The sequence below is a fragment of the Pedobacter steynii genome, assembly GCF_900103665.1.
In the GTDB taxonomy this organism is placed as follows: Bacteria; Bacteroidota; Bacteroidia; order Sphingobacteriales; family Sphingobacteriaceae; genus Pedobacter; species Pedobacter steynii.
Genome location: NZ_FNGY01000004.1, coordinates 336,786 through 363,548 on the forward strand (window position 1 = coordinate 336,786; position 26,763 = coordinate 363,548).

Sequence of the window (26,763 nt, forward strand, 5' to 3'; positions counted from 1 at the left end):
TTTATCACAACCAATTAGTGCCCGGGATAGCGATGAAGCTATTAAATTGAGTTTTGGCCAATGTCTTATATCGTTATTCTTTTCTGACGGCTTCTATCTAAATTATAAATATAAAATATTTTAGGCAATCGATTGCTTTTATGAAACATTCTTCTAAATTCGCTTCTTATTAACCATATATATATTACATAAACCATAAGAAAAACATGATATGTTATTACTGGGAATAGACATCGGAACTTCTTCTGTCAAGGTGGCGATCGTAGATGCACAATCGCAAAAAACCATTGCGAATGCACAATATCCGGAAGAAGAACGCATCATTCATTCCCCCCGGCCCGGATGGGCAGAGCAAAATCCGGATATCTGGTGGGAAGACGCGCAAAAAGCTTTTGCGATCTGCAAAAAGAAGGGCGTTTTTAATCCATTGGACATTTCCGCCATCGGTATTGCCTATCAAATGCATGGCCTGGTACTGGTAGATAAAGAACAACAGGTTTTGCGGAACAGCATCATTTGGTGCGACAGCAGAGCGGTGTCCATCGGCAATACTGCATTTGATCGGTTGGGTCATGATTATTGTTTAGATCACCTGCTCAATTCTCCCGGTAACTTTACTGCTTCAAAACTGGCCTGGGTAAAACAAAACGAGCCTGAGATCTATGCGAAAATCTACAAAATAATGCTTCCCGGTGATTTCATCGCGATGAAGCTGACTTCAAGTATCAGCACCAGTATCTCCGCCATGTCGGAAGGCATATTCTGGGACTTTAAAACTGATACCTTATCCGATTCATTGATGGATTATTATGGTTTTGACCGGGAAATGATCCCGGAAATTAAACCTGTTTTTTCGGAACATGGGAGGCTGAACGCGGCTGTTGCAGAAGATCTTGGTCTGAAAGCAGGAATCCCCATAGCTTATAAGTCCGGCGATCAACCCAATAATGCCCTCTCTCTCAATGTACTCGAACCCGGAGAAATAGCAGCGACCGCAGGTACCTCCGGCGTCATTTACGGCATCAGTGACCAGCTGGTTTATGATCCGCAATCCAGGGTAAATACGTTTGCCCATGTCAATTATACACCGGAAGAGAAAAGACTGGGAATCCTGCTTTGCATCAATGGTACCGGAAGCATGAACCGATGGATTAAAAACCTGTCCGGATCCGGTATTTCTTATGCGGAGATGAATATGATGGCCAAAAAGACGGCTATCGGTGCCGAAGGAATCCGGGTCTTACCATTTGGAAACGGTGCAGAACGCATGCTCGATAACCGGCTGATCGGCGGCCATTTTCAAAACATTGATTTCAACCTTCATACCAATGCTCACCTGTTCAGAGGGGTACAGGAAGGAATTGCGTTTGCTTTCCGTTATGGATTAGATACGATGCGGAGCAATGGCCTTCGTCCAACCGTGATCCGCTGTGGAAAAGCAAACCTTTTTCTGAGCGAACTCTTTTTGGAAGCCTTTGTCAACAGTACCGGTGTACCGGTAGAATTATATGAAAATGATGGCAGTGCCGGTGCAGCACTCGGTGCCGGAATTGGTTCCCGGATTTATAGCCACGCGTCCGAGGCTTTTAGCCAGATCAAACCCCTGCAATACACTGAACCTAGCTTAACTTCCAGCTATGAACCCGTTTATCAGGACTGGCTTACCCACCTGGAGTCTAAAATCAGGTAACATAATACTGATTATAAGCAATTTAAATACACATGTATAAGTTCTTTATTTAAGCACAAATCAACCTTAAATCAAATTAAAAACAAGCAAAATGATTACAGTAACAACAGGAGAAAAAGAATTCTTCAAAGGAATTGGACAAATAAAATTTGAAGGTTTAAGCACAGATAACCCATTGGCATTTCGCTGGTATGACGAAAATAGAGTAATTGCAGGAAAGACGATGAAGGAGCACCTGCGTTTTGCCTGTGCCTACTGGCATTCCTTTGTCGCCACGGGTGGAGATCCCTTTGGCGAAGCCACCATTATTCATCCATGGAATGAAAAATCTGATGCCGTAGCACGCGCAAAAGACAAAATGGATGCGGCTTTTGAATTCATCACCAAGATGAACCTCCCTTATTACTGCTTTCATGATGTGGATCTGGTAGATTATACCAATGACATTAAGGAGAATGAACGACGTCTACAGGCGGTCGTGGATTATGCCCAACAAAAGCAGGCTGCAAGTGGTGTAAAGCTACTTTGGGGAACTGCAAATTTGTTCTCTCACCGCCGGTATATGAATGGTGCGGCGACAAACCCTGATTTCCACGTTTTAGCCCATGGTGCTGCACAGGTGAAATCAGCTTTAGATGCGACAATTGCACTCGGTGGGGAAAACTATGTATTCTGGGGTGGCCGTGAAGGTTACATGAGCCTGCTGAATACCAATATGAAACGGGAACAGGAACACCTCGCGAAGTTCTTACACACCGCAAAAGATTATGCCCGTAAACAGGGCTTTAAAGGCACCTTCTTTATCGAACCTAAACCATGCGAACCCTCTAAACACCAGTACGATTACGATTCGGCAACGGTGAGCAATTTCCTTCGTCAATATGGTTTGCTGGAAGATTTCAAACTGAACATTGAGGTGAACCATGCCACACTTGCCGGTCATACCTTCCAGCACGAATTACAAGTCGCTGCTGATGCAGGTCTCTTGGGCTCTATGGATGCCAACAGAGGTGATTACCAAAACGGATGGGATACCGATCAGTTTCCAAACAACATCAATGAGCTGACAGAAGCCATGCTGATTGTGCTGGAAGCCAATGGTCTTCAGGGTGGCGGAATCAACTTTGACGCCAAAATCAGAAGAAACTCTACTGATCCTGCGGATTTGTTCTATGCACATATTGGTGGGATGGATACTTTTGCAAGAGCCCTGATTACTGCAGATCAAATACTCCAGCAATCTGACTATAAAAAAATCAGGACCAAACGTTATGCCTCATTTGATCAGGGCGCCGGTCAGGATTTTGAAAATGGCTTGATGGACCTCGAAGCTTTACGCAACTATGCCGTTGAAAAAGGAGAACCGGAAAGCATCAGCGGTCAGCAGGAACTGTTAGAAAACATCATTAACAGATTTATTTAGCCCCTCATAAACCTATTCTGGTAATTGAAAATTATAATGGGTTGCTGAAAGCTCAGCAACCCATTATTTCTCCCTCTTTCTGCTACATTTTTTGACTAATTTACCTGATCTCCGGGAGGTAAATCTACAATTCCCCATTGCTTATTTGGTTTAGGTCCGAGCCAGATATGCAGCTCCCCTCCTTTGGCAAAATCAGCATGTCTAAACCAGAACCGATTTAACGCTTTCCCATTTAAGGTTGCCTTTTGGATGTATAAATTTTCAGCTGAATTGTGATGCGTTTTGATTACAAACTGCTTTCCTTTATAATATTTAGGATCAAGTTTGATCGTCACTTCATCAAAAATTGGGCTGGTAATGTCATAAACAGGATCTCTGTTCACATTACCCTGCAGATTAAATAGGCCTATGCCCATCAATGCACTTAAAGCACCCATTTGTCCCTGGTCCTCATCCTGACCACCATATCCAAGGTCCGGACTAATACCTCCATATGATTTTTCCTTTACAATCCTTACCCAGCGCTGTGTTAACCAGGGTTTCCCTGCGTAGTTAAAAACATGTGCATCTGATAAAGCTGGTTGATTACCATAGCTAATGTAACCCTGACCATATTCGGCTACAAAATCACTTTCCAGTGCTTTTTCAAAAGCATAGTTAAGTTTTTCAGATAAAACAGCCTTTCCTCCCATCAGCTTTGCCAGGCCGCTAATGTCATGAGAGACTCCCCAGGTAGCCTGCCAGGAGTTCGCTTCGATCCAGCCGGCAGGGCTTAATGGATCCGTGCTGATGAATTTACCCGCTTCATTTTTTGGAAAGAGTAACTTTTGCTTCGGCTCATACAGCTTTTTCCAGCCTTCAGAACGCTTCATGAAAAAGTTATAATCTTCTTTTCGATTGAGTTTATAGGCCATCTGCGCAATTGCATAATCCTGAAATACAGCTTCGACTGTAATTCCTGCATTGCCTGGGAAATAGCCATTTTTTGTATAGAATTCAATATGCTCCTTCGAGCCCAATACCCCTCCCGGCAAATGGTTCCGGCGGATGATATCAAAAGCATGAACAGGATCTGCCTTAGTCAATAAACCCTTCATATACGTTCCTGCAATGAGATTGGTGACCGGGGAACTCGTCATGATAAAAGTATCTCCACCTCCTACAGGGCCGCGGGGCAGCAAGCCCCCGTCGTCCGCAAACTGAAGCATCGCCGATGACATGTCATCCTGCACTTCCGGCCATCCCAATCCCCAGAGCACATTCAGATTCCATTGGGTAAGCCACCATGCATCTGTATTGTACATATCATATTTAAGCAGGCCATTGGCCATTTTTGGTACCTGCTTAATTCTAAATGAAGTATCACTCAATGCTGGTTCACCTGCGCGATTGCTGCGGTCGGGATAATCACCGGAAACGTCAGTTATTTTATGACGCCCTAAAAGCACATGCCATAGATCGGTATAGAATTTTCGCTGCTGCGCTATGCTCCCTCCCTTAACGTCAATTTTACCAAGCCAGTCGTTCCATACATTTTTAGATTCATTTCTGATCAGATTAAAGTCCCAGCCCGGACATTCCACCTCCAAATTATGCCGGGCGTTTTCGAGACTGGTGTATGAAATTGCAATTTTCATTTGTAGCTGATCTCCGGCCAGCACCTCATATTGTGGCGAAATACCAAGGCTATCTCCGTTCAGTTTATCAATATTCTCAAAATTCTTTTTCCCTTTCCAGCCTGTGAGCGTTTTAAATTCTTTATCCAATTTAACAACAAAAAACACTTTTACATCCTTAGGTCCGCCCCACAAACGGCCTACTGAACTAAAAGAGCCCTCATAGGAATTACCTGACACCCGGTTCACCCTTGCATTCACCATTTTGGTCCCTCCTATCAGGCCGCCTAAATTGGTAATGACCTGAGCCTTCATATCCTGGGTAAAAGTAAAACGATAAAAGCTTACCCTATCGGTGGAGGTTAATTCTGTCCATATTTTATGGTCCCTTAAAAATACACGGTGGTATCCCGGCTGGACGATTTCATCGTCATGACTAAACTCCGATTGCCATGAAGGTTTGCCCTTCTCCAAGCCAGTGTTTGCCGCCGTTGGCATAATTTCCAGTCCTGATAAGCTCCAATCATGAATCTGTGCGAAACCAAGAATTTGGTTCTCATTATAATTGTATCCTCCTCCCCACTGGTTCTTATTTCTTGTATGTGGGGCGGCACTCATCATTCCAAAAGGCCGGCAACCGGTTATAAAATAAAAAAACCTTCCCCTGTTGGTTTCAATATAAGGATCAACCAATGAAGTGTAATCCCGGTTATTTTCAGGTGATCTGAATACTTCAATCTCGGAAAGTCCCAGGTTATTTCCGTCGCCATCAGTAACTACAAAACGCAGCCACTTTATCTTTTTGGTTTTGAAAACGACAGCCTTAGCTGTACCGTTATTGGGTATTGAGTTTACCCAAACCTCTGATCCATCGCTAAACATCAGTTTTCCACTGCCAATAAATTCCTTCAAACCGGGCCTGTCGTACAAAACGATCCGGTCAATCATCACGTTATCTTCCCAGTCGAGCTGAATCCATGGAAACCTTACATATCCCCAATGCGCAGTTTGTCCTTTACAGGCCCATTCCCCTTTTCCGTTAATCCCAATAATTCCATCTGTTACATTTTGAGCAGAAAAATCATTACTTAAAGTGGTCGAAACGGATATCTTTGCTGTTGAAGCAATGTTATCCCCGCCTGCGCTGGCGTTTAGATATCCTAATAATAAGAGTGTAAACAAAAATTTAAATTTCATTTGGAGTACGTCTGATTGTGTGTGATTAAAAAGCAATTTTAGGTTTGGCGACAATGTATATACATACTAGCGCATAACACCCAGACATGTACATACATACAATTATACAACATATAATTTTAAAATCCCTGATTTCCTGATAATTTTATGACCCAATGTGACACACAATTAAGGACCTAAAACACTGTTGCTTAAATGCCCATGAACACCGGAAAAAACAGATGGTTTTTAAATATCATTGCATGGAATGAACTTAAACAAATAGGACTTGAAATATCAACTGATCAAACCCGAAGCATCACTTTCCGACTTTGTGGATAGTTTTTGGATGCTGCACAATAGTTCAGACAAGGATGAACCAGTTGTGATCGTCCCCGACGGAAGGGTTGATTTATTTTTTTCTCAATCGGCGGCATCACCATTTCGCATTGCAATTTTCGGACTTGAAACCCAGGCACAGCAGACCAGCATTACCGCAGATACTTTAATTTTTGCCATTAGTTTTAAGCCGCTTGGAATAGAATACATTCTTAAAGCGCAGATTGCCGGCCTGTTAAATAAGGTAAGGCTTTTGCCAGCAGATTTTTGGGGGTTCAGCTCTGCTGACCTCGACAATTTTGAGTATTTCTGTAAAAAAGCTTCAGAAAAAATACAGGAATACCTACCCAAAGCGACCGATAAAAGAAAACAAAAGCTATTTGAGTTGATTTATGCTTCCAATGGCTCGTTGACAGTGAAAGAACTCTCCGAAAAAGTATGCTGGACTGCGCGGCAAATTAACCGTTATTTCAATGCACAATATGGCATTTCATTAAAATCATATTGCAATATTCTCCGCTTCCGGAATTCAATTCCGGACATCAAAAACGGAAACCTCTTTCCAAACGAGGCTTTTGCCGATCAATCTCATTTCATCAAAGAAATCAGAAAGCTTACCGGCGTCTCGCCAAAAGTGCTCCGGCAAAATAAAAACGACCGATTTATACAATTTTCCAGGTTCGGGGAGCTGTAGTTTTGCTTTCCGAAAAAACGGGAAAATGTATAAAATGTGAAAAGCGAACACCACCTCACCATATTATTTGAACAGCCTTTTTGGATTGCATTATTTGAAAGAATCGAAAATGATCAATATTGTGTTGCCAGGTCCATTATCAGTACTTCGGAACCGGAAGGTGCTGAAATAACTGACTTCCTGAACAACTTTGACTTTGACCAGCTTCAGTATACCGGCCTTGTGTCAAATAACCAGGCAACAAAAGAGAAAAAAAGCTTCAAAAAACGGCAAAAGCAGACTCAAAAAAACATGACAAACAGCCGGATAAAACACGTCTACAGCAAAGCTCAAATCCTATTGAAGGAACAACTTGAAAACGTTAAAAAGGAAAGAAAAGCAGTGTCAAAACAGGACAAAATAACAGCAGAACAGCGTAAGTTTGACATCAGACAACAAAAGAAAAAAGACAGGCACAAGGGGCACTGAGTTATAATTTAGATGCAATCGATTGCTTTTTTTAAAATGTTTACCTAATTTGGTCCTCCACACACCAATAAAACTTTGATTAATATGTTACTGAGTATTCTCAACTCTATTTTTTGCATTGCCTTTATTTTATTCGCTTATGTAAACCTGAACGATGATGATTCATGGCTTTGGGTCCCGATTTATATGATCGCCTCCATTTGTTGCGGATTCGCTGTTTTTGATCATTTCTACCCGAAGGTATACCTTGCGGCCATATCTTTCTATCTGGTTTATGCTGTTATTTTATTTTTTGTAAAAGATGGTGTCCGCGACTGGATCATACAGTACAAAAGACCAAGTTTGGTAGAGAGCATGCAGGCTACTAAACCTTACATCGAAAAAACCCGTGAATTCTTCGGCCTGCTGATCATTAGCGGCGCTTTGGCGATCAACTATTTTGTCGCCATTAACTAGTCCGGTTATGATTTTAGCAGAATTAACCCATTTAAAAAAACTGAGTGACGTTTTTTTACAAATTCTTGAAAGGAATCTGAGTACAACGGCCCTGACCTGGTTGCAGCAAAAAATTGCCCTGGTTGTGGCTGAAGAGAAATCCGTTCAGTTGCATCTCTGTTTTTCTCATCTTCCAAGAATTGCTTCAAAAGGCAAAATCGATTTATTGGATGAGGAAGCATTCAGGATCAGCGAATTAATGCCCGGTTTCATGATCAACGACTGGACTTTAGACAAGTTGTCAAGAATCTGGATGCTGATGCAGTTACCATCAGACCACAAAGAAAACTACGTTAAGAAAATTAACAGCCTGTTTGCTACGGCTGAGATGAATGAACAAATCGCACTTTATGCTGCCCTGCCTTTATATCATTATCCTGAAGAATGGATCACAAGATGTGAAGAAGGTATAAGAAGTAATATCGGGACAGTACTGGAAGCAATTATGTACCATAACCCCTACCCTGCAAAGTTTCTTTCCCAACCGGCCTGGAACCAACTGGTATTAAAAGCCTTTTTTACAGAAAAAGACGTCCATCTGATTGTAGGACTGAACGAACGGGTAAATGAAGCCTTGAAGGCTACGCTCGGGGACTACATCAAAGAACGCCTGGCTGCGAACAGAACGGTTGCTCCGGAGATTTATCAATTGACACAACAAACGAAACCATAAATAAACCATGAACTATGTGCTGTAATGAAAACTTTGAAGAAAGGAACAAGGGTGAGAAAATAACAACTACCCTTGATTTAACGGAGATCAGCGGGATGAATTTTTTTGATCCGCATGTACACATGACTTCGCGCACTACCGATGATTATCAGGCTATGGCCGATGCGGGTATTGTAGCGCTGATAGAACCTGCTTTCTGGCTCGGGCAACCGCGTACCGGGATAGACAGTTTTATCGATTACTACAGTAGTCTGATTGGCTGGGAAAGATTCAGATCTTCTCAGTTCGGCATCAAACACTACTGTACGATCGGATTGAACTCCCGGGAGGCCAATAATGAAAAGCTTGCCGAACAGGTGATGGAAATTCTTCCATCCTTTATTTTTAAAGAAGGTGTGGTCGGTATCGGTGAAATTGGTTTTGATGACCAGACTGCTGCTGAAGAAAAGTACTACCGCCTGCAACTGGAACTGGCAAAAGAAGCCGGATTGCCCGTACAAATCCATACCCCACACCGGGACAAGAAAAAAGGCACACAGCGCAGCATGGATATCGCCATTGAACATGGACTGGATCCTAAGATGATTATTGTAGACCACAACAATGAGGAAACCGTAAAGGAAGTACTGGACCGGGGCTTCTGGGCAGCCTTTACCATTTATCCATTCACCAAAATGGGAAATGAACGGATGGTAGAAGTAGTGAAACAATATGGCCCGGAAAGGATCATGATCAATTCTGCAGCCGACTGGGGCATCAGTGATCCTTTGGCGATCCCAAAAACTGCGGTCTTAATGAAAAGATCCGGTATCAGTTTAGCCGATATTGAACTCGTTACCTATCGGAACGCCATTAGCGCCTTTGCGCAAAGCGGACAGATTGACGAACATGATTTTATTAAAATCAAGGATATTGATCAAAGTCAGAAGTTTGCCAGCAACTCCATATTGCGCGGCGGACAGCAGCCAAGAATAGATAAGAATTCGATCATCATCTCCTGATTATAACATGAACAAAATCTTAGGATACCTCAGGTTAATGCGTCCTGCAAATGTGGTGACCGCAGTGGCCGATGTATTGGCCGGAATCGCAATCGCAGGATATTTTTCTGCTGAAACCGACCTGTTTCCCGTTATCCTGCTTTGCCTTTCAACGATTGGATTGTATAGTGGCGGCATCATTATGAATGACGTATTCGATGCCGAACTGGATGCGATTGAACGTCCGGAGCGGCCGATACCAAGCGGGCTGATTTCCAAAAAATCAGCCACAATTTTTGCCGGTATATTTTTTTTCATCGGCATATTTTCAGCAGGGCTTTACCATTCCAACTCGCAGTATCTGGCAGCAGCGGTTATGATCTCTGCGCTTGTTTACAACAAGTTTTTAAAACACCACCTTATTTTTGGCCCGATAAATATGGGCCTTTGCCGGGGATTGAACCTGTTGCTCGGGGTCAGTGTGATTCCTGCCGAAATTCAACATTGGTGGTTTTTAGCGCTTGTTCCCATCGTTTATATTGGGGCAATTACGATGATCAGCAGAGGTGAAGTACATGGTGGTCAGAAAAAGACACTTTATTTCGCTGCTTTATTATACTTTATGGTCATCGCTGCAATTTTAACCGTAGCGCAGACAAAAGGTAACCTGCTGCCTTCGCTGATCTTTATCCTTCCTTTTGCGGTGATGATTTTTAGCCCTTTATTCCGGGCCATTCAACAACCCATTGGTAAAAATATTGGCAAAGCGGTGAAATCAGGAGTAATAGCCCTGATACTAATGAATGCAGCATGGGCTGCTGCTTTTGGCGTGTTCCCCATCGCCATATTTATCGTTGTTTTACTGCCGATATCCCTTTTATTGGGCAAAGCTTTTGCCGTTACCTAGTCTTTAAAACCATGAGCTATTTAGCACAATCTTTTAGTGTAAAGTTTGATTATAAAATCTATTTTACAAAATTCCTTTTTAACATAGAAAATACCACCCTTGCCGACTTTTTTAGAGAAAGAGCCGCAGAAGGGGGTCAGAAAATATATTTTGTGATAGATGAGGGTGTCTTTATTGCACACCCGAATCTGATCGATAACATCCGTACTTACTTTTTAGTGCATCCGACGGTAGCACTCCTTCCCGATTTCGCAATTGTTCCCGGTGGAGAAAGGTCCAAGAATGACCTGAGCCTATTTGATCAGCTCATTGATGCAACAGATAGCTACGGAATAGACAGACACTCTTATATTGCCGCTATTGGCGGCGGTGCCGTTCTCGATCTGGTTGGGTATGCTGCAGCTGTTGCACATCGCGGGATTAAGCACATTCGGATACCTACAACTGTACTTTCGCAAAATGACTCCGGAATTGGGGTAAAAAACGGGATAAATTATAAAGGAAAGAAAAATTTCCTGGGTACTTTCGCGCCTCCGGCGGCCGTGTTTAATGACGAACAGTTTTTAACTACCCTAACCGACAGGGACTACCGTTCGGGAATTTCTGAAGCGATAAAAGTTGCCCTCATCAAGGACCAGGAGTTCTTTTGCTGGATCGAAAACCATGCGGAGGCATTGAGGAACAGAGTTGCGGAGCAGATGAATTACCTGATTAAATATTGCGCAAAACTCCACCTGGCACATATCGGAGGAGCCGATCCGTTTGAAACAGGCTCGGCGAGACCGCTTGACTTCGGTCACTGGAGTGCCCATAAGCAGGAACAACTGAGTAATTTCGGCGTTTTACATGGTGAGGCGGTAGCAATGGGAATTGCCCTCGATAGTACCTATTCATTTTTAGCCGGATTTTTAACGGAAGACAAATTACATCGGATCCTGAATGTGTTGCTGCAACTTTCTTTTGAAATTACGGATCCAATCATGACGATTAACGATTTGCAATCTCCCCTTTTAAAAGGCCTGGCAGAATTCCGGGAACATTTGGGAGGAAGGTTAACCATTACCTTGTTAACCGATCTTGGAACGGGAAAAGAAGTACACGAAATGTCTCCTCAGTTATTGATTAAGGCCAGCAGCTATATCACAAATTTCCTTGAAAACAGTACCAGCTTAAACTTCAATAACGACTAAGATGAAAGTAAATTCAGGCCATTTAACCTATTGTACCAACATTCATGCAGGCAAAAACTGGACGGAAGATTTTGATGCTTTAAAACAGAACTTTCCGGATATCAAACAACAGGTAGCTCCCGATCAAGCCATGGGGCTGGGATTACGGCTATCTCAGGAAGCAAGTCTGCAATTGAGTCATCCTCAGCACTTAAAGGAGTTTAAAGATTGGCTGCAAAAAAATGAGGCCTATGTTTTCACCATGAATGGTTTTCCTTATGGAGATTTTCACCGGACAATTGTGAAAGAAAATGTACATGCGCCCGACTGGACCACTCCCGAGCGAAAAGACTATACGATCAGGCTGTTTCATCTGTTAAAGGATTTATTGCCAGCTGGTATGGATGGAGGGGTTTCGACTTCCCCATTGAGCTACAGACATTGGTTTAAGGATAAAAATGATTTTGACTCGGCAAAACAAGCCGCAACATTGCAGATCATAGCGGTCGTGAAGGAATTGATCGGCATCCACCGGGAAACAGGACAAGTCCTTCACCTTGACATTGAGCCTGAACCGGATGGGATATTGGAAACCGGGAGGGAATTTATCGATTGGTTTAAAAATGACCTGCTGGTATTGGGTATCCCAATGATTGCCCAACATTTTAACCTTTCCGCTCATGAGGCAGAAAGCCTGTTAAAAAAACACGTTTGTCTTTGCTATGATGTCTGTCATTTCGCTATTGGTTATGAAGCGCATGAAGCGATTCTGGCAGAACTGGCAGAACAGCAGATTTGCGTTGGTAAAATTCAGATTAGTGCCGCTCTAAAAGCAAATTTAAACGGGACTGCCGACAGCAGGGCATTGATCAAAACAAACTTTGCGGTATTTGATGAACCCACCTATTTACACCAGGTGGTCGCATTGAAAAAGGACGGGAGTTTAATCCGTTATCCTGATTTGTCCCCGGCCCTGGCCGCTGTTGATGACGGCGACATCATAGAATGGCGGTCTCATTTCCATGTGCCCATTTCGATCAAAGAAACCGGTCTGCTTCAATCCACTCAGGACGATATTGTGACCCTGCTCAGGCTCCAGAAAACAAAACCCTTTACCAATCACCTTGAGGTAGAAACCTATACCTGGGAAGTTTTACCCGAACAAATGAAATTGCCAATTGCCCAATCGATCAGTAATGAGCTAAACTGGGTGATCGATACCCTTGCCTAAATACAAACCTTTTGAAATGAAGAAAACAGTAGTCATTGATGTGGTAGGCCTGTCCTCAAACCTGATAGGAAAACATACGCCTTTTTTGGAGCAATACCTCAAAAGTAAAAAGTTAAATACCATTGCACCTATGTTACCGGCCGTCACTACCGCCGTACAATCGACTTATTTAACCGGCAAGCACCCTATGGAACACGGTATCGTAGGGAACGGCTGGTATGATCAGCAGGACGCGGAAATTAAGTTCTGGAAGCAGTCGAACAAACTGGTTCAGGGCGAAAAGATCTGGGACCGGGCAAAAAGAGAAAATCCTGATTTCAGCTGTTCCAATATGTTCTGGTGGTACAATATGTATTCTAATGCAGATTATTCGGTTACACCACGTCCCAATTATCTGGCAGATGGCAGAAAAATACCGGATTGTTACTCTGAACCGGCTGAGCTGAGGGATCTGTTACAGGATAAGCTGGGCCAATTCCCTTTGTTTCAATTCTGGGGGCCTGGTGCAAACGTCAAATCCTCCAAATGGATTGCCGATGCCTCAATGTTAACCGACGAACTTTACGATCCGACATTAACACTCGTCTACCTTCCTCATCTTGATTATTGCCTGCAAAAATTTGGACCTGATTTTAAACACATCTCAAAGGAACTTGGGGAGATAGATGGCATTCTGAAAGACCTCGTCAGCTTTTACGAAAGTAAAAATGCCAATATCATTATACTTTCGGAATATGGCATTACACCGGTCAGCAACCCTGTTCATTTAAACCGCATCCTCAGAAAAGCAGGTCTTTTACAAATCCGTTTGGAACGCGGCCTGGAGCTATTGGACGCAGGTGCTTCAAAGGCCTTTGCTGTGGCGGATCATCAGGTTGCACACGTATACGTTAATGATCCTGCTGTCCGTACGCAGGTAAAAGAGCTGCTTGAAAATACCCCCGGTATTGCGCTGGTTTTAGATGCCGAAGGTAAAAAGACACATGGCCTTGACCATGAACGGGCGGGAGATTTTGTTGTTGTTGCCGAATCACAAAGCTGGTTTACTTATTATTTTTGGTTTGATGATGCCAAAGCACCGGATTATGCCAGATGCGTAGACATCCACAAAAAACCGGGGTATGATCCTGTGGAAATGTTCCTGTCCTCAAAACCAAGGGCTGCCTATAAATTATTGAGAAAGAAAGCAGGCTTCCGGTATGTCATGGATGTTATTCCTTTGGATGCCACGTTGATCAAAGGCTCACACGGTGCTGCAGATACGCCGGAAGCATTTCATCCGGTACTGATTACAGATGAGCTGATCCATACCGGCAGCATCGCTGCTACCCAGGTTTATGAGGTCATCTGGAAAGCTTTAACGTCGAATTGCGAATGATCAGCTCTGGCTGAATGTTCACGAGTTTATTTTGGGCAACTGATGTACCGGATTCTAATTCGTCGAAATAAAGCTGTGCAATGGTTTTACCCATTAAAACGCTGTTCTGTTCTATGGTGGTAATTGAAGGATTGGTAATTTGTGTGAAGGATTCATTTGAATATCCGCAAATTCCCAATTGCTGTGGCACCTGTATGCCCAACTCATCGGCAACCTCCAAGACCCCCAAGGCAGAAAAATCTGAGGTGGAAGCAAAGATCGCATCTGGTGGTTCGGCCAATGCCAGCAAATGTTTGGTTGCGGCAGCGCCCAGTTCTGTTGTCCAGGCATTCTCCATAATCAGCTCAGGAATCACCGGAAGCTTATATTTTTTCAGTGCGGCCAGATAGCCCGCTTTACGCTGACGGAAGATGCTTAAATTCTGAGGTCCTTCCAAAAGCGCAATTCGTTGGTAACCCTCTGAAATCATATGACAAACCGCTTCCATTGACACTTTTTCGTTATCATTTACTACTTTCATGGTATCCAGTTCATCAGCTACCCTATCGAATTGAATCAATGAAATCCCCTGCTTACGAATGTTTTCCAAATGGGCATAATCTTCGAAATCTGCACTGACTGAAATGATGATACAACTTACATGTTGATTTGCTAAGGTGTTTACGCACTTTATTTCCCTATCGGCGGATTCATTAGACTGACAAATAACCAGGTTGTATCCCTTTTCGTAAGTCACTTCTTCAATCCCGGCAATTACATTGGCAAAAAAATTCTGGTTTATCCTCGGTACAATGACACCAATGGTCTGATTGTGCCCTGTTCGAAGGTTAGCAGCGATACTATTTACCTTATAGTTCATCTCTTCTGCTGTTTTCAGGATCAGTTCCCTGGTAGACAGACTCACATTACTTCCGTTATTTAAAGCTCTTGATACAGATGAAGGATTTAAATTCAATTTTTCTGCTATATCATAAATGGTAACTCTCTTTAGCTTTTTCATAATTTCTGGCTTTTAACGATAATGAGCAAAACGCGTCAAATATGTGAAATATAATTCTAGGCAATCGATTGCTTTTTTTAAATATTTGTTTATTTTAGCTTATCAAAGAACAAACACGCAAACAACCAACACACAATGAAAAAAATCCTGATTATTCCGGTTTTCGCACTTTTTGCGATTACACCAAGCCTTAGTTTTGGCCAGACCACCAAAAAGAAAACGACCAAAACTGCAAAAACAACTTCTCCCGCTAAAGCAGCAGTTGCCACTGCCGCAGACATTGCGGAAGGGAAAGCTTTATTAGCAAAGTCCGACTGTATGGCTTGTCATACACTGGACACTAAACTTGTTGGTCCCGCCTACAAGAACGTCGCGGTAAAATATCCTGATAACGCAGAAAGTTACGACCAACTGGCTGGCAAAATTATCAACGGCGGTGCCGGTGTATGGGGGCAAATACCGATGTCGCCACATTCTTCCTTATCTGTAAGTGATGCAAAGAAAATGGTTAAGTATATCCTCTCACTTCATTAAGCAACACTGCATATGAAAACTTTTGGTTTAAGACCATTCTTCACCTTGCTGATTATTTTGGCCATGGTGTCCATAAACGATGCGGTTTATGCAAAAGGAAAAAAAGTGCTGATCTTCTGTAAAACTTCCGGCTTTCACCACAGTTCTATTAAAGAAGGCCTGAAGGCCATTTTTCAACTCGCTAAAGAGAATAAATTTGAAGCAGACAGCACTGTAGATGCTGCAAAATTTACAAGTGCCAACCTTAAACAATACAACGCAGTAATTTTTTTAAACACTACGGGTGATGTATTGAATGAGGAGCAGCAAAGCGCATTTGAAAAGTACATCCAGGCCGGCGGTGCGTTTGTTGGCGTTCATGCGGCAACCGATTGCGAATACAACTGGCCCTGGTATGGAAACCTGGTGGGCGCTTACTTCTCCAGTCACCCTTCCCAACAGGAAGCCGTATTAAATGTAACAGATAGAAAACACATCTCTACCAGGCACCTTCCGGAGAAATACAAAAGAAAAGACGAATGGTACAATTTCAAATGGGTGGCTAAAGATTTGAATATCCTTATCTCCATTGATGAAAAAACCTATAACCCGGGCTCCGGGAAAATGGGAGATGTTCATCCGATGGCATGGTACCATAAATATGACGGAGGCAGGGCCTTTTATACTGAACTTGGCCATACAGAAGCGTCTTATACGGAACCACTATTTTTAAATCACCTTCTTGGTGGAATTAAATACGCATTAGGCGAAAAAAAATAAATCGAACGCAACCAAATGAATAGAAATAAACTATGGATATCCGTTATCGTCGGATTATCCTTACTTACCTATACCTGCAAAATTTCCAGGAATGCGATAAAACGGGATGCTGAAGGAAAGATTGTGGTCAACACCGCCCCTTCTCCAGCCTATCTTTCCCCGAAAGAAAGCCTGGAAAGCATCCACCTGCCAAAAGGTTACCACCTGGAGCTCGTGGCCGCTGAACCGATGATCCATGAGCCTGTAGCAATGGTTTGGGACGGAAATGGCAGATTGTACGTTGCTGAAATGAATACCTATATGCAGGATGCAGACGGTACAGGCGAAATGAAACCTGTCTGCTCTGTAAAAAGGCTGGAAGATACCAATGGCGACGGAAAGATGGATAAATCTGTGGTCTTTATCAGCAACATGGTATTGCCACGAATGATCCTCAGCCTTGACGATCGCCTGTTGGTGAATGAAACCAATTCCAATCACATCTACAGCTATCGCGACACCAACGGCGATGGTGTTGCCGATGAAAAGAAAATGGTATTTAAAAACGATGCCATTAATACCAGTAATCTGGAACACCAGAAAAGCGGGTTGATCTGGAATATTGACAATAAGCTTTATGTTACCGTAGAAGACAAGCGGTATTATTATGAAGATGGAATGATCAAATCGGAAAAACTTTATGACGGACCAGGTGGCCAGTGGGGTTTAACCAATGACAATTACGGCCGCCTGTTCTTTTCACAGGCGGGAGGCGAAGTGCCGGCAGTCACCTTTCAACAAAATCCGATGTATGGAAGGTTTGATTTTAAAGACCAGTTCAATGAAGATTTTCAGGCCGTATGGCCAATCATTTCTACCCCTGATGTACAGGGAGGACTTGGAAGATTGAGGGCAGACAGTACACTAAACCATTTTACAGCATCTTGCGGTCAGTCGGTATTCAGGGGAAATTCATTGCCTGCGGATGCCATCGGCGATCTTTTTATCTGTGAACCGGTAGGACGACTGATCAGAAGGGCGAAAGTGACCAATACAGAAGGGAAAATCACTTTAAAGAATGCCTACGAAAAAGAAGAATTTATCGCTTCTACTGACATGAACTTCAGGCCGATAAATACCGCAACCGGTCCTGACGGCTGTTTATATATTCTGGACATGTACCGGGGTATTATTCAGGAAGGAGAATGGACAAAAAAAGGCTCTTTCCTGCGTAAGAAAATCGAAGAAAAGAAACTGGATAAAAATATTGGACGTGGAAGAATCTACCGTGTGGTATACGACGGTATGAAACCGGACAAAACGATTCCCAGGACACTGGAAATGTCATCTCAGCAATTGGTATCACATTTGAGTCATGCGAATGGCTGGTGGAGAGACAATGCACAGAAGCTGATCGTAATTCGTGGCGATAAAACAGTTGTTCCCGAACTAAAAGCATTGGCGCTGAATACCGGCACACCACAGTTAGGCCGTATTCATGCACTGTGGACATTAAACGGACTAAAGGCACTGGATAATGAAACCATTCTTAAAGTGCTGAATGATAAAGACCCGGAAATAAGAAAAACCACCATTTGGGCAGCTGAAGAAAAAGTGGTAAAAGGAGACGATCAGCTGATCACTGCATTGGGGCAGATGACCGGTGACCCTAGTGCTGATGTACGCTTTCAACTCGCTTTAACCTTGCGTTTCAGTAGTTCTGAAAAAGCGCAGGACATCATTAAAGGACTACTGGTTAAAAATCCTGACAACGAAGTACTGGCAACCTCTCAGAAGAGATACCAGGGCAGTCTGGATGCCAGGGCATTGTCTAAAAAGAATGCAGAGTTATTAAGTGAAGCAGATAAAAAATTGGTTTATGAAGGCTCATTGATCTTTAAACAACTGTGTGCGACCTGTCATGGTGCCGACGGAAAAGGTGTGGCAATTGGCGGAAAAGATATGGTTGCCCCGGCACTCGCCAAATCAGCCAATGTTACCGGAGATCCTGAAAAGCTGATTAAAATTCTCCTTCATGGATTGTGGGGACCTGTAGACGGCAAAACCTATCCCGATATGATGCCATCGCTCGGCGCAAATGACGACAATTACATTGCTTCAGTCATCAGCTATATCCGGAATGACCTTGGGAATAAAGCACCGGTAGTAAAACCAGCCGATGTTAAGAAAGTAAGACAGGAAAATAGCAAGCGGAACAAACCCTGGACAAAAAAGGAACTGGAAGCCGCTAAAAAATAACCCGATGTTAAAACCAATATAAACCTAAACATATGCTTAACATTCAAACCAACAAACTATTCTGGGCCAGCTGTCTGGCCCTACTGGTCACTTCCCTTTCCTTCGGCATTCGTGCCGGGATGATGAATCAACTCGGGATCGATTTTCAATTGACTGCAACCGAACTGGGGACCATTACAGCGGCCGCCTTCTGGGGTTTTCCGCTGGCCATTGTGATCGGTGGATTTGTGGTGGATGTCATTGGCATGAAGCGTTTACTCGTGATGGCCTTTATTTTTCACCTGGCCGGCATTGTACTCACCATTTTTGCACAGGGTTACTGGACCTTATTTTTATCCACCCTGCTTATTGGCATCGCCAACGGTACGGTGGAGGCGGCCTGTAATCCGCTGGTGGCTACGTTATACCCGGACAATAAAACCACCCGTTTAAATCATTTCCATTTATGGTTTCCGGGCGGCATTGTGATCGGCACATTGCTGGTTACTTTTTTTGTTCAGCTTGGCCTGGGCTGGAAGCTGCAGGTAGCCATGATGCTGATTCCAACTGCAATTTATGGCTATCTGTTTTCAAAACTGGAATTTCCGGTTACGGAAAGGGTATCGTCTGGTTATTCCAATAAAGACATGTATAAGGCCGTACTTTCTCCGCTGTTTATTTTTATGTTCATCTGTATGTTCGGCACGGCCATTACCGAGTTGTTTACCGGTCAATGGATCGGCCTGCTACTTAAAAATGTGACTGATAATGCGATTTTGCTGCTGACCCTTACTACCGGGATTATGGTCATCGGACGCGGTTTTGCAGAGCCTGTGGTAAAACGCCTGGCGCCACAGGGGGTATTGCTCCTATCGGCAATATTTGCCGCAGCGGGGCTTTATATGCTGAGCACCTTTACCGGAAATTCCATTTTCTTTGCTGCCATCATCTTTGGTATCGGCGTTTGTTATTTCTGGCCTACCATGATCGGTTTTGTGGCCGAAAATATTCCTAAATCCGGAGCCCTGGGCTTAAACCTGATGGGAGGCGCGGGAATGTTTGCCGTTTCGGTTTATACCATATTTATGGGAAGCTTTTACGACAGCCTGATCCTGAAACATTTGCCATTAGATGCGACATTAGGTGAATATTTAAAGGCCCCGGAAAACTCCGCGCCTGCACAGGCACTTACCGATGCCAAAAATCTGGCAGGTCCTGAAATTTTGCAGGCTACACTGATCGTTCCTATGGTATTAGTCGTAGCTTTTGGCGGATTGCTGGTCTACATGCGCGCAAAGAAAATCAACAAAACAGCTGATTTAGCTGCAATCAATAACGTATAATAACCTGATGAACTTATCCCCCATACCATGGATCATATGGTGAAATTCGTCTTAACGGCGATGCTGTTGTCTTCCTTATCTGTCAATGGACAGCACATTAAAACAAAGCAGAAATCAGATCTGAAGCTATGGTATAAACAAGCTGCCAATGATTGGAATAAAGCCCTTCCTATAGGCAACGGAAGATTGGGTGCGATGGTCTTTGGGGGAGTAAAACAGGAACAGCTGCAGCTCAATGAGGAAAGTGTATGGCAGGGTAAAAAAGAAAACAACAATAACCCCGCAGCGCTGAAGCAGCTTCCGAAGATCCGGCAGCTGATCTTTGAAGGAAAAACGGATGAGGCCATGTTACTGGCCAATGAATCACTTAACGGAAACCCAGGGAGCGTGAAATCTTACCAGCCCCTGGGTAACCTGACCTTAGATTTTGAGGTTGCATCAGCAGCAACAAATTACAAAAGAGAACTGGACCTGAGCACGGGTATCCACCGCGTGGAATATGAGCTTGATGGACAAGCTTATAGCCGTGAAGTGTTTGCCTCTGCTCCTGCCAACTCAATTGTGATGCACCTCGAGGCCAGGGGTTCCGGGACCATCAATACCCTTCTGGGTATGTCCAGAGAAAAGGATGCTACGGTACGCAGCCTAAAAAATCAGTTGATCCTCAGCGGGCAGATTGATGGTACAGGAATGAAATTTGAAACGGTAGTGCAGGTACGCACTGAAGGAGGAAACTTAAGCAGCGGGCAGGGAAATCTTAAAATCGAAAATGCCCGCTCGGTTACCCTGATCATCACTGCAGCAACCAATTACGATGCGGATAAAATGGACCTGGATCCAGCTAAATCTCCAGATAAGATTTGCCAGGATATCCTGAGCGCGTTGAACGGTAAATCTTATGCCGCGCTCAAATCCGCGCATGTTGCAGCCCATCAAAGCAAAATGAACAGGGTCGAACTGGTACTCGGGCCTGACCAGCAAAGTAATCTGGCTACCGATGAACGTCTGCAAAAAATAAAAAACAACAACATCGATCTGGGAATGGAGGGCATTCTCTTTCAATACGGCCGTTACCTGCTATTGGGTAGTTCACTCGCACCTGGCCTACTCCCTGCTAACCTTCAGGGCATCTGGAATAAGGAACTTAAAGCACCCTGGAACGCAGATTTTCATACCAATATTAACCTGCAAATGAATTACTGGCCTGCGGAAGTTTGTAACCTTACCGAAACCACCCTCCCTTTAATTCATTTTATGCAGGCACTCAAGGTTCCCGGAAAGGAAACCGCTCAACAAATGTACGGTGCGCGTGGCTGGACCGTGCATCATCTTACCGATGCTTTTGGGCACACCGCAGTCCACGATGGGGTTTCCAACGGACTGTTCCCGATGGGCGGACCCTGGATGACACAGCCGATATTTGAGCACTACGAGTTTAACGGAGATCAGGCTTTCTTAAAGAACATCGCCTACCCGATGATGAAAGAATCCTCGGAGTTTATACTCGATATCCTTGTCCGCGATAAAAAGAACCGCCTGGTTACCTCACCTTCCTATAGTCCTGAAAATTACTACATAGACCCCGCTACCGGGAAAGCTGCGATGCTGACCTATGCGCCAACCATGGATACGGAGATCATAAACGACCTGTTTATCAGAACGATCGCTGCAGGTAAGCTCCTCCACAAGGATGAAAAGTTCCGGGACACCCTAACTTATACCATGGGACAACTGGTACCTGTACAACTTACAAAAGACGGTGCGATAAGGGAATGGGTGGAAGACTACAAGGAAGCAGAACCCGGGCACAGGCATGTGTCCCATCTGTTTGCGCTTTATCCCGGCAATCAGATTACGGCAGTTAAAACACCTGAGCTATTTGAAGGTGCTAAAAAAACACTGGCAAACCGCCTGAAAAATGGCGGCGCAGGCACTGGCTGGAGCAGGGCCTGGACGATCAATTTCTTTGCACGCCTCAAAGACGGGAATAGTGCCCACGAGCACATTATGGCGTTATTTAAACATAGCATTTCCCAGAACCTGTTTGATCAGCATCCTCCCTTTCAGATTGATGGTAATTTTGGTTACACTGCAGGTGTTGCTGAAATGTTGCTTCAAAGTCAGGAAGGTGAAATCGGAAACCGCATCATCGCATTTTTACCTGCACTTCCTGAAGCCTGGGAAACAGGAAGTGTTAGCGGTTTAAAGGCACGAGGTAATTTTGAAATTTCTATGAAATGGGAAAAAGGAAAACTGACTGTTGCAACCCTTAAATCTTTTAATGGAAATGGCTGTACTTTAAGTTATCCCGGTATTGGAAATGCGGAGATCACAAGTGCAGGAAGAAAAGTCCCTTACCAAAAGATCTCAGACCATTTGATCAGCTTTAATACCCTGAAGGGTAAAACCTATACCATTTACCGGACAGTCTCCCCTTAAGGAGGCTATCCGGATAAATCGTATTATTCCTCCCTAACCAATGGCTCAGTCCTGGGGATGTTTTTTTGATTTCGTTTCAACATCAGCAAAACCAATGGCAGGCACCAATTGGCCGAACGTTCGATAAATTCTACAAAAGGTTCTCCAGAAACAGGGCGACTTAATGCTGCGAGGAATGCCCAAATTACAGCCCAGACCAGGACTAATCTGACCCGGTAAACGAGCAGCACAACCAAGGCCACAATAATGTCCATTATTCCTATAAATGGCATCAGAAAGATAGCTTGCTCCGCTGTAAAACCGACTGAGGTAAGTAAAGGTATCCATTTGGCATTGACCCCAAGTGCGACCGTTCCATGTCCCAAAAAAGTACCAAAAACACCAATGCGTGCCACCCATTCTAATGGGTTCTGACTTACAGCCAGGCGAAAGCGTGTTAAGTAATTGAACATCTCCGTTTTTTATAATTGAAAAATATCGGTTTTAACCGGATTAATGCTTGCGGTGACCCGTTCGTGCTAATTTACGTTTCCCTTTTCCGGAAGTGTTTTTAGTCAGACAAAATGAGTCAATTACTTTTCCTTTGTTGTCAAATGTGGTATTGCAAATGCGATTATCAGTGACGTCAAATTTACATAGGTTATACTTACTTTCAGCAATTTCGATAAACCAGTTGGACGATACAGCATACAGAGGAGCACCCGCTCCGCCACAGACAATTTCACAACGTCCCTGGCCCGGCAGACTTCCGTATTGGGCAACTGGAACTGTTGTACTGACATTCCTGTTCAGGGGTTTGGTCCGCTCATACATGTGGTCATGTCCGTTAACAATTAAATCCACGCCATAATCGTCAAAGGCTTTCCACCAGGTATTAAAATAAGCATCCATTTCTCCGGAATGGGCACCGACAGTGTAGAATGGTTTATGAAAGAAAATGATCTTCCATTTTTTTGTTGCATTGGCTTTCAAAGTCTTCAATAACCAGTTGTATTGCGCTGTGCCTGCCGCATCCTCCGAGTTTAATGAAATGAAAACCGCTTCACCATAAGTAAATGAATAATACAGATTGGTTCCGCTCTCCGGAACAGATTTTGGCAATTCAAAGACATTCTGATAGGTGGGTACGCTCGCTGCATCATGATTCCCCATGGAATGAAAAATCAGGTTATTTTCTATAAATGTTTTTCCGTTGCTGAACCAATTGTCCCAATCGGCAGTCGATTTTCCACTATTTACGATGTCGCCGCTAAAAATCGTAAAATCAGGTGTTTTGGTATGTGCCAGGTTAGCCACCTCGTTCCAGATATTTAACCCTGTACGGCTGTCGCCAATGGCTAAAAATGAGAATTCTTTCGTATTTACGGAGGGTGCCGTCTGATAAGTTTTTTCCGCTGTCCAGCTGCCTTGCTGAACATCGAATAATTTGTAATAGATGGTCCTGCTGGCTTTTACGGTTGGAAAAGTATAGTTGAAAAAATTATCGGCATACCCTTTCCTTCGTATGGCAGAGAAGATTCCCTGCTCATAAGCGTGCGTATATCCCCATCTGATCCGGCCGTTTTCACCAGCGCTTTTCCAGGTAATCGTAAGTCCTTCCAGGGGGTTCTTACTGCTTCCCCAGCGTATGTGTTGTATAAAGGCATCTGTATTTTTGGTCTGACCAGGAATTATTGCGTTTTGTGCATAGGTTGACGACAGCATGAAACAAATCGCCAATGTATACGTAACAGTTTTTAAAATTTTCATCAGAATATATTTGTTTTTTTTCGTTTTGTCTATTGATTTTCAATGGTTCTCAAGAGCGAATAAATTCGGTTTAATGGTGATGAAGCTATCATAAACATGTTCATTGCTTTTTGTAAGCGGTATGCTTATGATGGTTTCATTATAATCTTAATATTTATGAGTTCTGAATTGCTCAGTTGAGCAGAATGACTATCCTCATCAACGAATTAATACCCTTTAGCCCTTTTTAAAACTATAGGATTGGCTTTTACTCCTTTGATTTTCTCGTATAATTTCCAGGTATTGCTGTCGACAGCTTCTAAAGTCCAGCTTTTCTTTGGATCTGCGAGCTGTTTTTTTAACAGACGTGAAAAGGCATTTGCTGCGCGTGCATCTTCCCATGTTCTGATGGCTTTAAAAATTGCATCTTTCTGAGGGCAGCTTTCCACATCTTTTTGACTCAACTTCAGACTGTAGGTTGTTCCAACACCAACAGAAATTGCTTGTATGTGCTCGTATTGCTCCGCCGTTGAACTGGCTGTGATCGGAAAATTACCACCCATTCCTACCGGAAAAAAATTGGCATAGGTGACATCGCGCAGATCTTTCCCCTGACTCGTGCTACTCCCCCATTCCCTGGTGTCGGCATCATATAGGTTTTTCCCTCCTCCAACATTCCAGATACTTTGATAATGCCATGAGCCTTCTGACAAGGTTGAGCCGGTAAACCGGATATCCGGAATGCGATGTTTCGCCGCTCTTTCAAACATTTTGCGAAAAAAGCGTTTTGTCGAGTAGTAACCATGTCCATTATTGAACAAAAATTCCTGTCCATCAAAATCATAATAGCCTAAACCATTGATCTGGCAGACATCCGCATAGTACTCCGCAATTTTATCCTGTAAACCCATATTTGGAATCAGGCCGTCATATCCGTAATCTATAGTTACCTGAAGTTTATAAACCGTATCCTGAGCTTTATGGCTTGTTGGCGTGGTATTCCAGTACCCACGTTTTACTTTCAAAAGCCGATATGGTTTTTTATCGGAAACCCCCAGATAATGGATCAGCTCTCTTCCTATTTTAATCATATTCAGACTTTTAACATGTCCTTGCCAGCTGCCGATTTCCTCAAGATGTGTTGGGTCATCCACGATAATAACGGTATCAGTCGGGCTGATCCCATTCGCCAACAAACGTTTTTGCTGATAACACAGACTGTCACTTGGGATTGGGCTGGCATCCCTGGTACCGGGAGCCAGGGCATTCGAAATTGGCGTCCTTCCTATTGTAATCCCATATTTGGCCGCCATTTCAGCAAACTCCTTCTGCGATTTATCCCCGGATGTTAATTTCAAAGATTTTTTCTCAAAATTCTTTCCGTCGATATAACCTTTGTTGCCACGATCTGGTCTTAAAAAACCCTGATCATATAAACTGATCGTTTTAAAACCCAATCTTGCAGTGTAAGGTACGATACTGTCATACAATCCTCCATAAGTTAACACGTCGGGTACAAATGCAGCAGGGTCCTTTACCCATTTGCCATTTATTGTTGGATGAGGCAGCTTTTCAGACCACACAATATTGTGAACAACATCCATCAATGCGGTACTGTCGGGACTTCCCCAAAGTGCAACGGAAGAACCGATATACCCTACTCCTGGTAATGGCTCTACTTCAATGTGGTTTGGAATATTCGCAGACATATGTGGTATTAAAGAGTAAAATACCTCCCTTTTTAAAGATCTGTCTCTGGAATTATAGTGAATTGAGATTCTTCCTTTATTGTCGACCACAGCGCTATTACCGTACAATATTCTGTAATACGCTTCTTTATGGGCATAAAAAGCAACATCACTAATACCATTACCACCCAGAGAAAATACCTGTCCTTCATGCAAATTACCGGGTAAGGGGAAACGTTTAGCATCTGGTGTATGAATGAGGTATTGAAAGGGTGCTGCATCGGCGATCGTTTCTGAGGTACCACCGAGCGTGTTGTCGTTAAGAGCGAGCATGCCAATTGCGTAATTATTGACTTCGCTGGTATCACGGGCCACCCCAATGATTTCACCAAACAGGTTGGTGATATTGGTATGATAGCTACCCCACTGAATCCCATCAACCCCTTTGCGTGGGCTCAGGGATTGTAAGGTCAGTTTAAAATATTTTTTTTGAGTGACCAATGAGATTTTGGCAACGGAACCGTTGGTATAATTTAGTGTGATAGATTTATCCGCTTTATGATAAGATGCTTTATAGGGTACATAATAAACTTTTTTCTTACTGTCATAAAGACACATCAACGGCGAAGGCTGATCAGCAGGGCTAAATTCCCGGTTGGGACTAACCGTAGTATTTTTCATACTGGTAATAAAGCCTTTATGGTTAATGTGGATCTTAAAATACTTCGTACTAAAGTTCCATTGCGCTTCGGCGGAGAAACTGAAGGCCAATAGTAACAGCATCAATTTAACACTCCGGAATTTTATTAATTTCAT

General features: G+C 43.4%; 21 protein-coding genes. 16 read left to right on the forward strand and 5 right to left on the reverse strand.

The features are described from left to right. Positions 1–211: 211 nt before the first annotated feature. Both BLQ87_RS13590 and xylA read left to right on the forward strand, forming a co-directional pair. Positions 212–1,690 (forward strand): xylulokinase, encoded by a 1,479-nt coding sequence (locus BLQ87_RS13590; protein ID WP_074607514.1) that lies wholly within the window; start codon positions 212–214, stop codon positions 1,688–1,690. Between the two features lie 91 nt (positions 1,691–1,781). Then, positions 1,782–3,113 (forward strand): xylose isomerase, encoded by a 1,332-nt coding sequence (gene xylA, locus BLQ87_RS13595; RefSeq protein ID WP_074607516.1) that lies wholly within the window; start codon positions 1,782–1,784, stop codon positions 3,111–3,113. Positions 3,114–3,208: 95 nt separating this feature from the next. Here the strand turns inward: xylA and BLQ87_RS13600 are convergent, their stop codons facing one another. Then, on the reverse strand, positions 3,209–5,926 hold the full coding sequence (locus BLQ87_RS13600; RefSeq protein ID WP_074607518.1) for a GH92 family glycosyl hydrolase: 2,718 nt from the start codon (positions 5,924–5,926) through the stop codon (positions 3,209–3,211). A gap of 268 nt (positions 5,927–6,194) precedes the next feature. Between BLQ87_RS13600 and BLQ87_RS13605 the strand changes: the two genes are divergently transcribed. The 9 genes from BLQ87_RS13605 (at position 6,195) to BLQ87_RS13645 (ending at position 14,239) form a co-directional block, all read left to right on the forward strand. Continuing rightward, entirely contained in the window at positions 6,195–6,938 is a 744-nt protein-coding gene (locus tag BLQ87_RS13605) for a helix-turn-helix domain-containing protein (RefSeq protein ID WP_074607521.1), read from the forward strand. 36 nt (positions 6,939–6,974) lie between these two features. Beyond that, positions 6,975–7,406 (forward strand): YjdF family protein, encoded by a 432-nt coding sequence (locus BLQ87_RS13610; RefSeq protein ID WP_074607523.1) that lies wholly within the window; start codon positions 6,975–6,977, stop codon positions 7,404–7,406. Positions 7,407–7,490: 84 nt separating this feature from the next. Then, the gene (locus BLQ87_RS13615; protein ID WP_074607525.1) at positions 7,491–7,862 is read left to right on the forward strand and encodes a transmembrane 220 family protein; all 372 of its coding nucleotides are present in this window, start codon (positions 7,491–7,493) and stop codon (positions 7,860–7,862) included. A gap of 7 nt (positions 7,863–7,869) precedes the next feature. Then, positions 7,870–8,574: an EboA domain-containing protein gene (locus BLQ87_RS13620; protein WP_074607527.1), complete on the forward strand. Its 705-nt coding sequence runs from the start codon at positions 7,870–7,872 to the stop codon at positions 8,572–8,574. 14 nt (positions 8,575–8,588) lie between these two features. After that, a complete protein-coding gene (locus BLQ87_RS13625) occupies positions 8,589–9,575 on the forward strand; it encodes a TatD family hydrolase (protein ID WP_074607529.1) in 987 nt (328 codons plus the stop codon). A 7-nt stretch (positions 9,576–9,582) separates the two neighbouring features. Continuing rightward, positions 9,583–10,461: a UbiA-like protein EboC gene (gene eboC, locus BLQ87_RS13630; protein WP_074607531.1), complete on the forward strand. Its 879-nt coding sequence runs from the start codon at positions 9,583–9,585 to the stop codon at positions 10,459–10,461. Between the two features lie 11 nt (positions 10,462–10,472). Beyond that, positions 10,473–11,651, forward strand: a complete 1,179-nt coding sequence (locus tag BLQ87_RS13635) for a 3-dehydroquinate synthase (protein ID WP_074607533.1) — start codon at positions 10,473–10,475, stop codon at positions 11,649–11,651. 1 nt (position 11,652) lies between these two features. Continuing rightward, complete coding sequence (gene eboE / locus BLQ87_RS13640) at positions 11,653–12,861, forward strand: metabolite traffic protein EboE (protein WP_074607534.1); 1,209 nt, start codon at positions 11,653–11,655, stop codon at positions 12,859–12,861. A gap of 16 nt (positions 12,862–12,877) precedes the next feature. Then, positions 12,878–14,239, forward strand: a complete 1,362-nt coding sequence (locus BLQ87_RS13645; RefSeq protein WP_074607536.1) for an alkaline phosphatase family protein — start codon at positions 12,878–12,880, stop codon at positions 14,237–14,239. Here the strand turns inward: BLQ87_RS13645 and BLQ87_RS13650 are convergent. Further along, complete coding sequence (locus BLQ87_RS13650; RefSeq protein ID WP_074607538.1) at positions 14,205–15,239, reverse strand: LacI family DNA-binding transcriptional regulator; 1,035 nt, start codon at positions 15,237–15,239, stop codon at positions 14,205–14,207. The two genes, BLQ87_RS13645 and BLQ87_RS13650, sit on opposite strands and share 35 nt — an antisense overlap. Positions 15,240–15,374: 135 nt before the next feature. On the opposite strand from BLQ87_RS13650, the gene BLQ87_RS13655 reads away from it, so the two are divergent. Genes BLQ87_RS13655 through BLQ87_RS13675 form a run of 5 tightly spaced genes read left to right on the forward strand, consistent with a single transcriptional unit; the run spans position 15,375 to position 22,531 of the window. After that, positions 15,375–15,773 carry a c-type cytochrome gene (locus tag BLQ87_RS13655; protein WP_074607540.1) on the forward strand — a complete coding sequence of 133 codons (399 nt, stop codon included), beginning with the start codon at positions 15,375–15,377 and terminating at the stop codon, positions 15,771–15,773. Between the two features lie 12 nt (positions 15,774–15,785). After that, positions 15,786–16,532, forward strand: a complete 747-nt coding sequence (locus tag BLQ87_RS13660) for a ThuA domain-containing protein (RefSeq protein ID WP_074607542.1) — start codon at positions 15,786–15,788, stop codon at positions 16,530–16,532. Between the two features lie 15 nt (positions 16,533–16,547). After that, positions 16,548–18,770 (forward strand): DUF7133 domain-containing protein, encoded by a 2,223-nt coding sequence (locus tag BLQ87_RS13665; protein ID WP_074607545.1) that lies wholly within the window; start codon positions 16,548–16,550, stop codon positions 18,768–18,770. 32 nt (positions 18,771–18,802) lie between these two features. Beyond that, a complete protein-coding gene (locus tag BLQ87_RS13670; protein WP_074607548.1) occupies positions 18,803–20,092 on the forward strand; it encodes an MFS transporter in 1,290 nt (429 codons plus the stop codon). Positions 20,093–20,128: 36 nt separating this feature from the next. Then, positions 20,129–22,531 (forward strand): glycoside hydrolase family 95 protein, encoded by a 2,403-nt coding sequence (locus BLQ87_RS13675; RefSeq protein WP_172664910.1) that lies wholly within the window; start codon positions 20,129–20,131, stop codon positions 22,529–22,531. 23 nt (positions 22,532–22,554) lie between these two features. Here BLQ87_RS13675 and BLQ87_RS13680 read toward each other — a convergent pair whose 3' ends face one another. From BLQ87_RS13680 to BLQ87_RS13690, 3 genes are all read right to left on the reverse strand, one after another. Further along, on the reverse strand, positions 22,555–22,983 hold the full coding sequence (locus BLQ87_RS13680; RefSeq protein WP_074607550.1) for a DoxX-like family protein: 429 nt from the start codon (positions 22,981–22,983) through the stop codon (positions 22,555–22,557). Positions 22,984–23,023: 40 nt separating this feature from the next. Beyond that, entirely contained in the window at positions 23,024–24,280 is a 1,257-nt protein-coding gene (locus BLQ87_RS13685) for a metallophosphoesterase family protein (RefSeq protein ID WP_083361857.1), read from the reverse strand. A gap of 206 nt (positions 24,281–24,486) precedes the next feature. After that, positions 24,487–26,763, reverse strand: a complete 2,277-nt coding sequence (locus BLQ87_RS13690; protein ID WP_074607925.1) for a hypothetical protein — start codon at positions 26,761–26,763, stop codon at positions 24,487–24,489.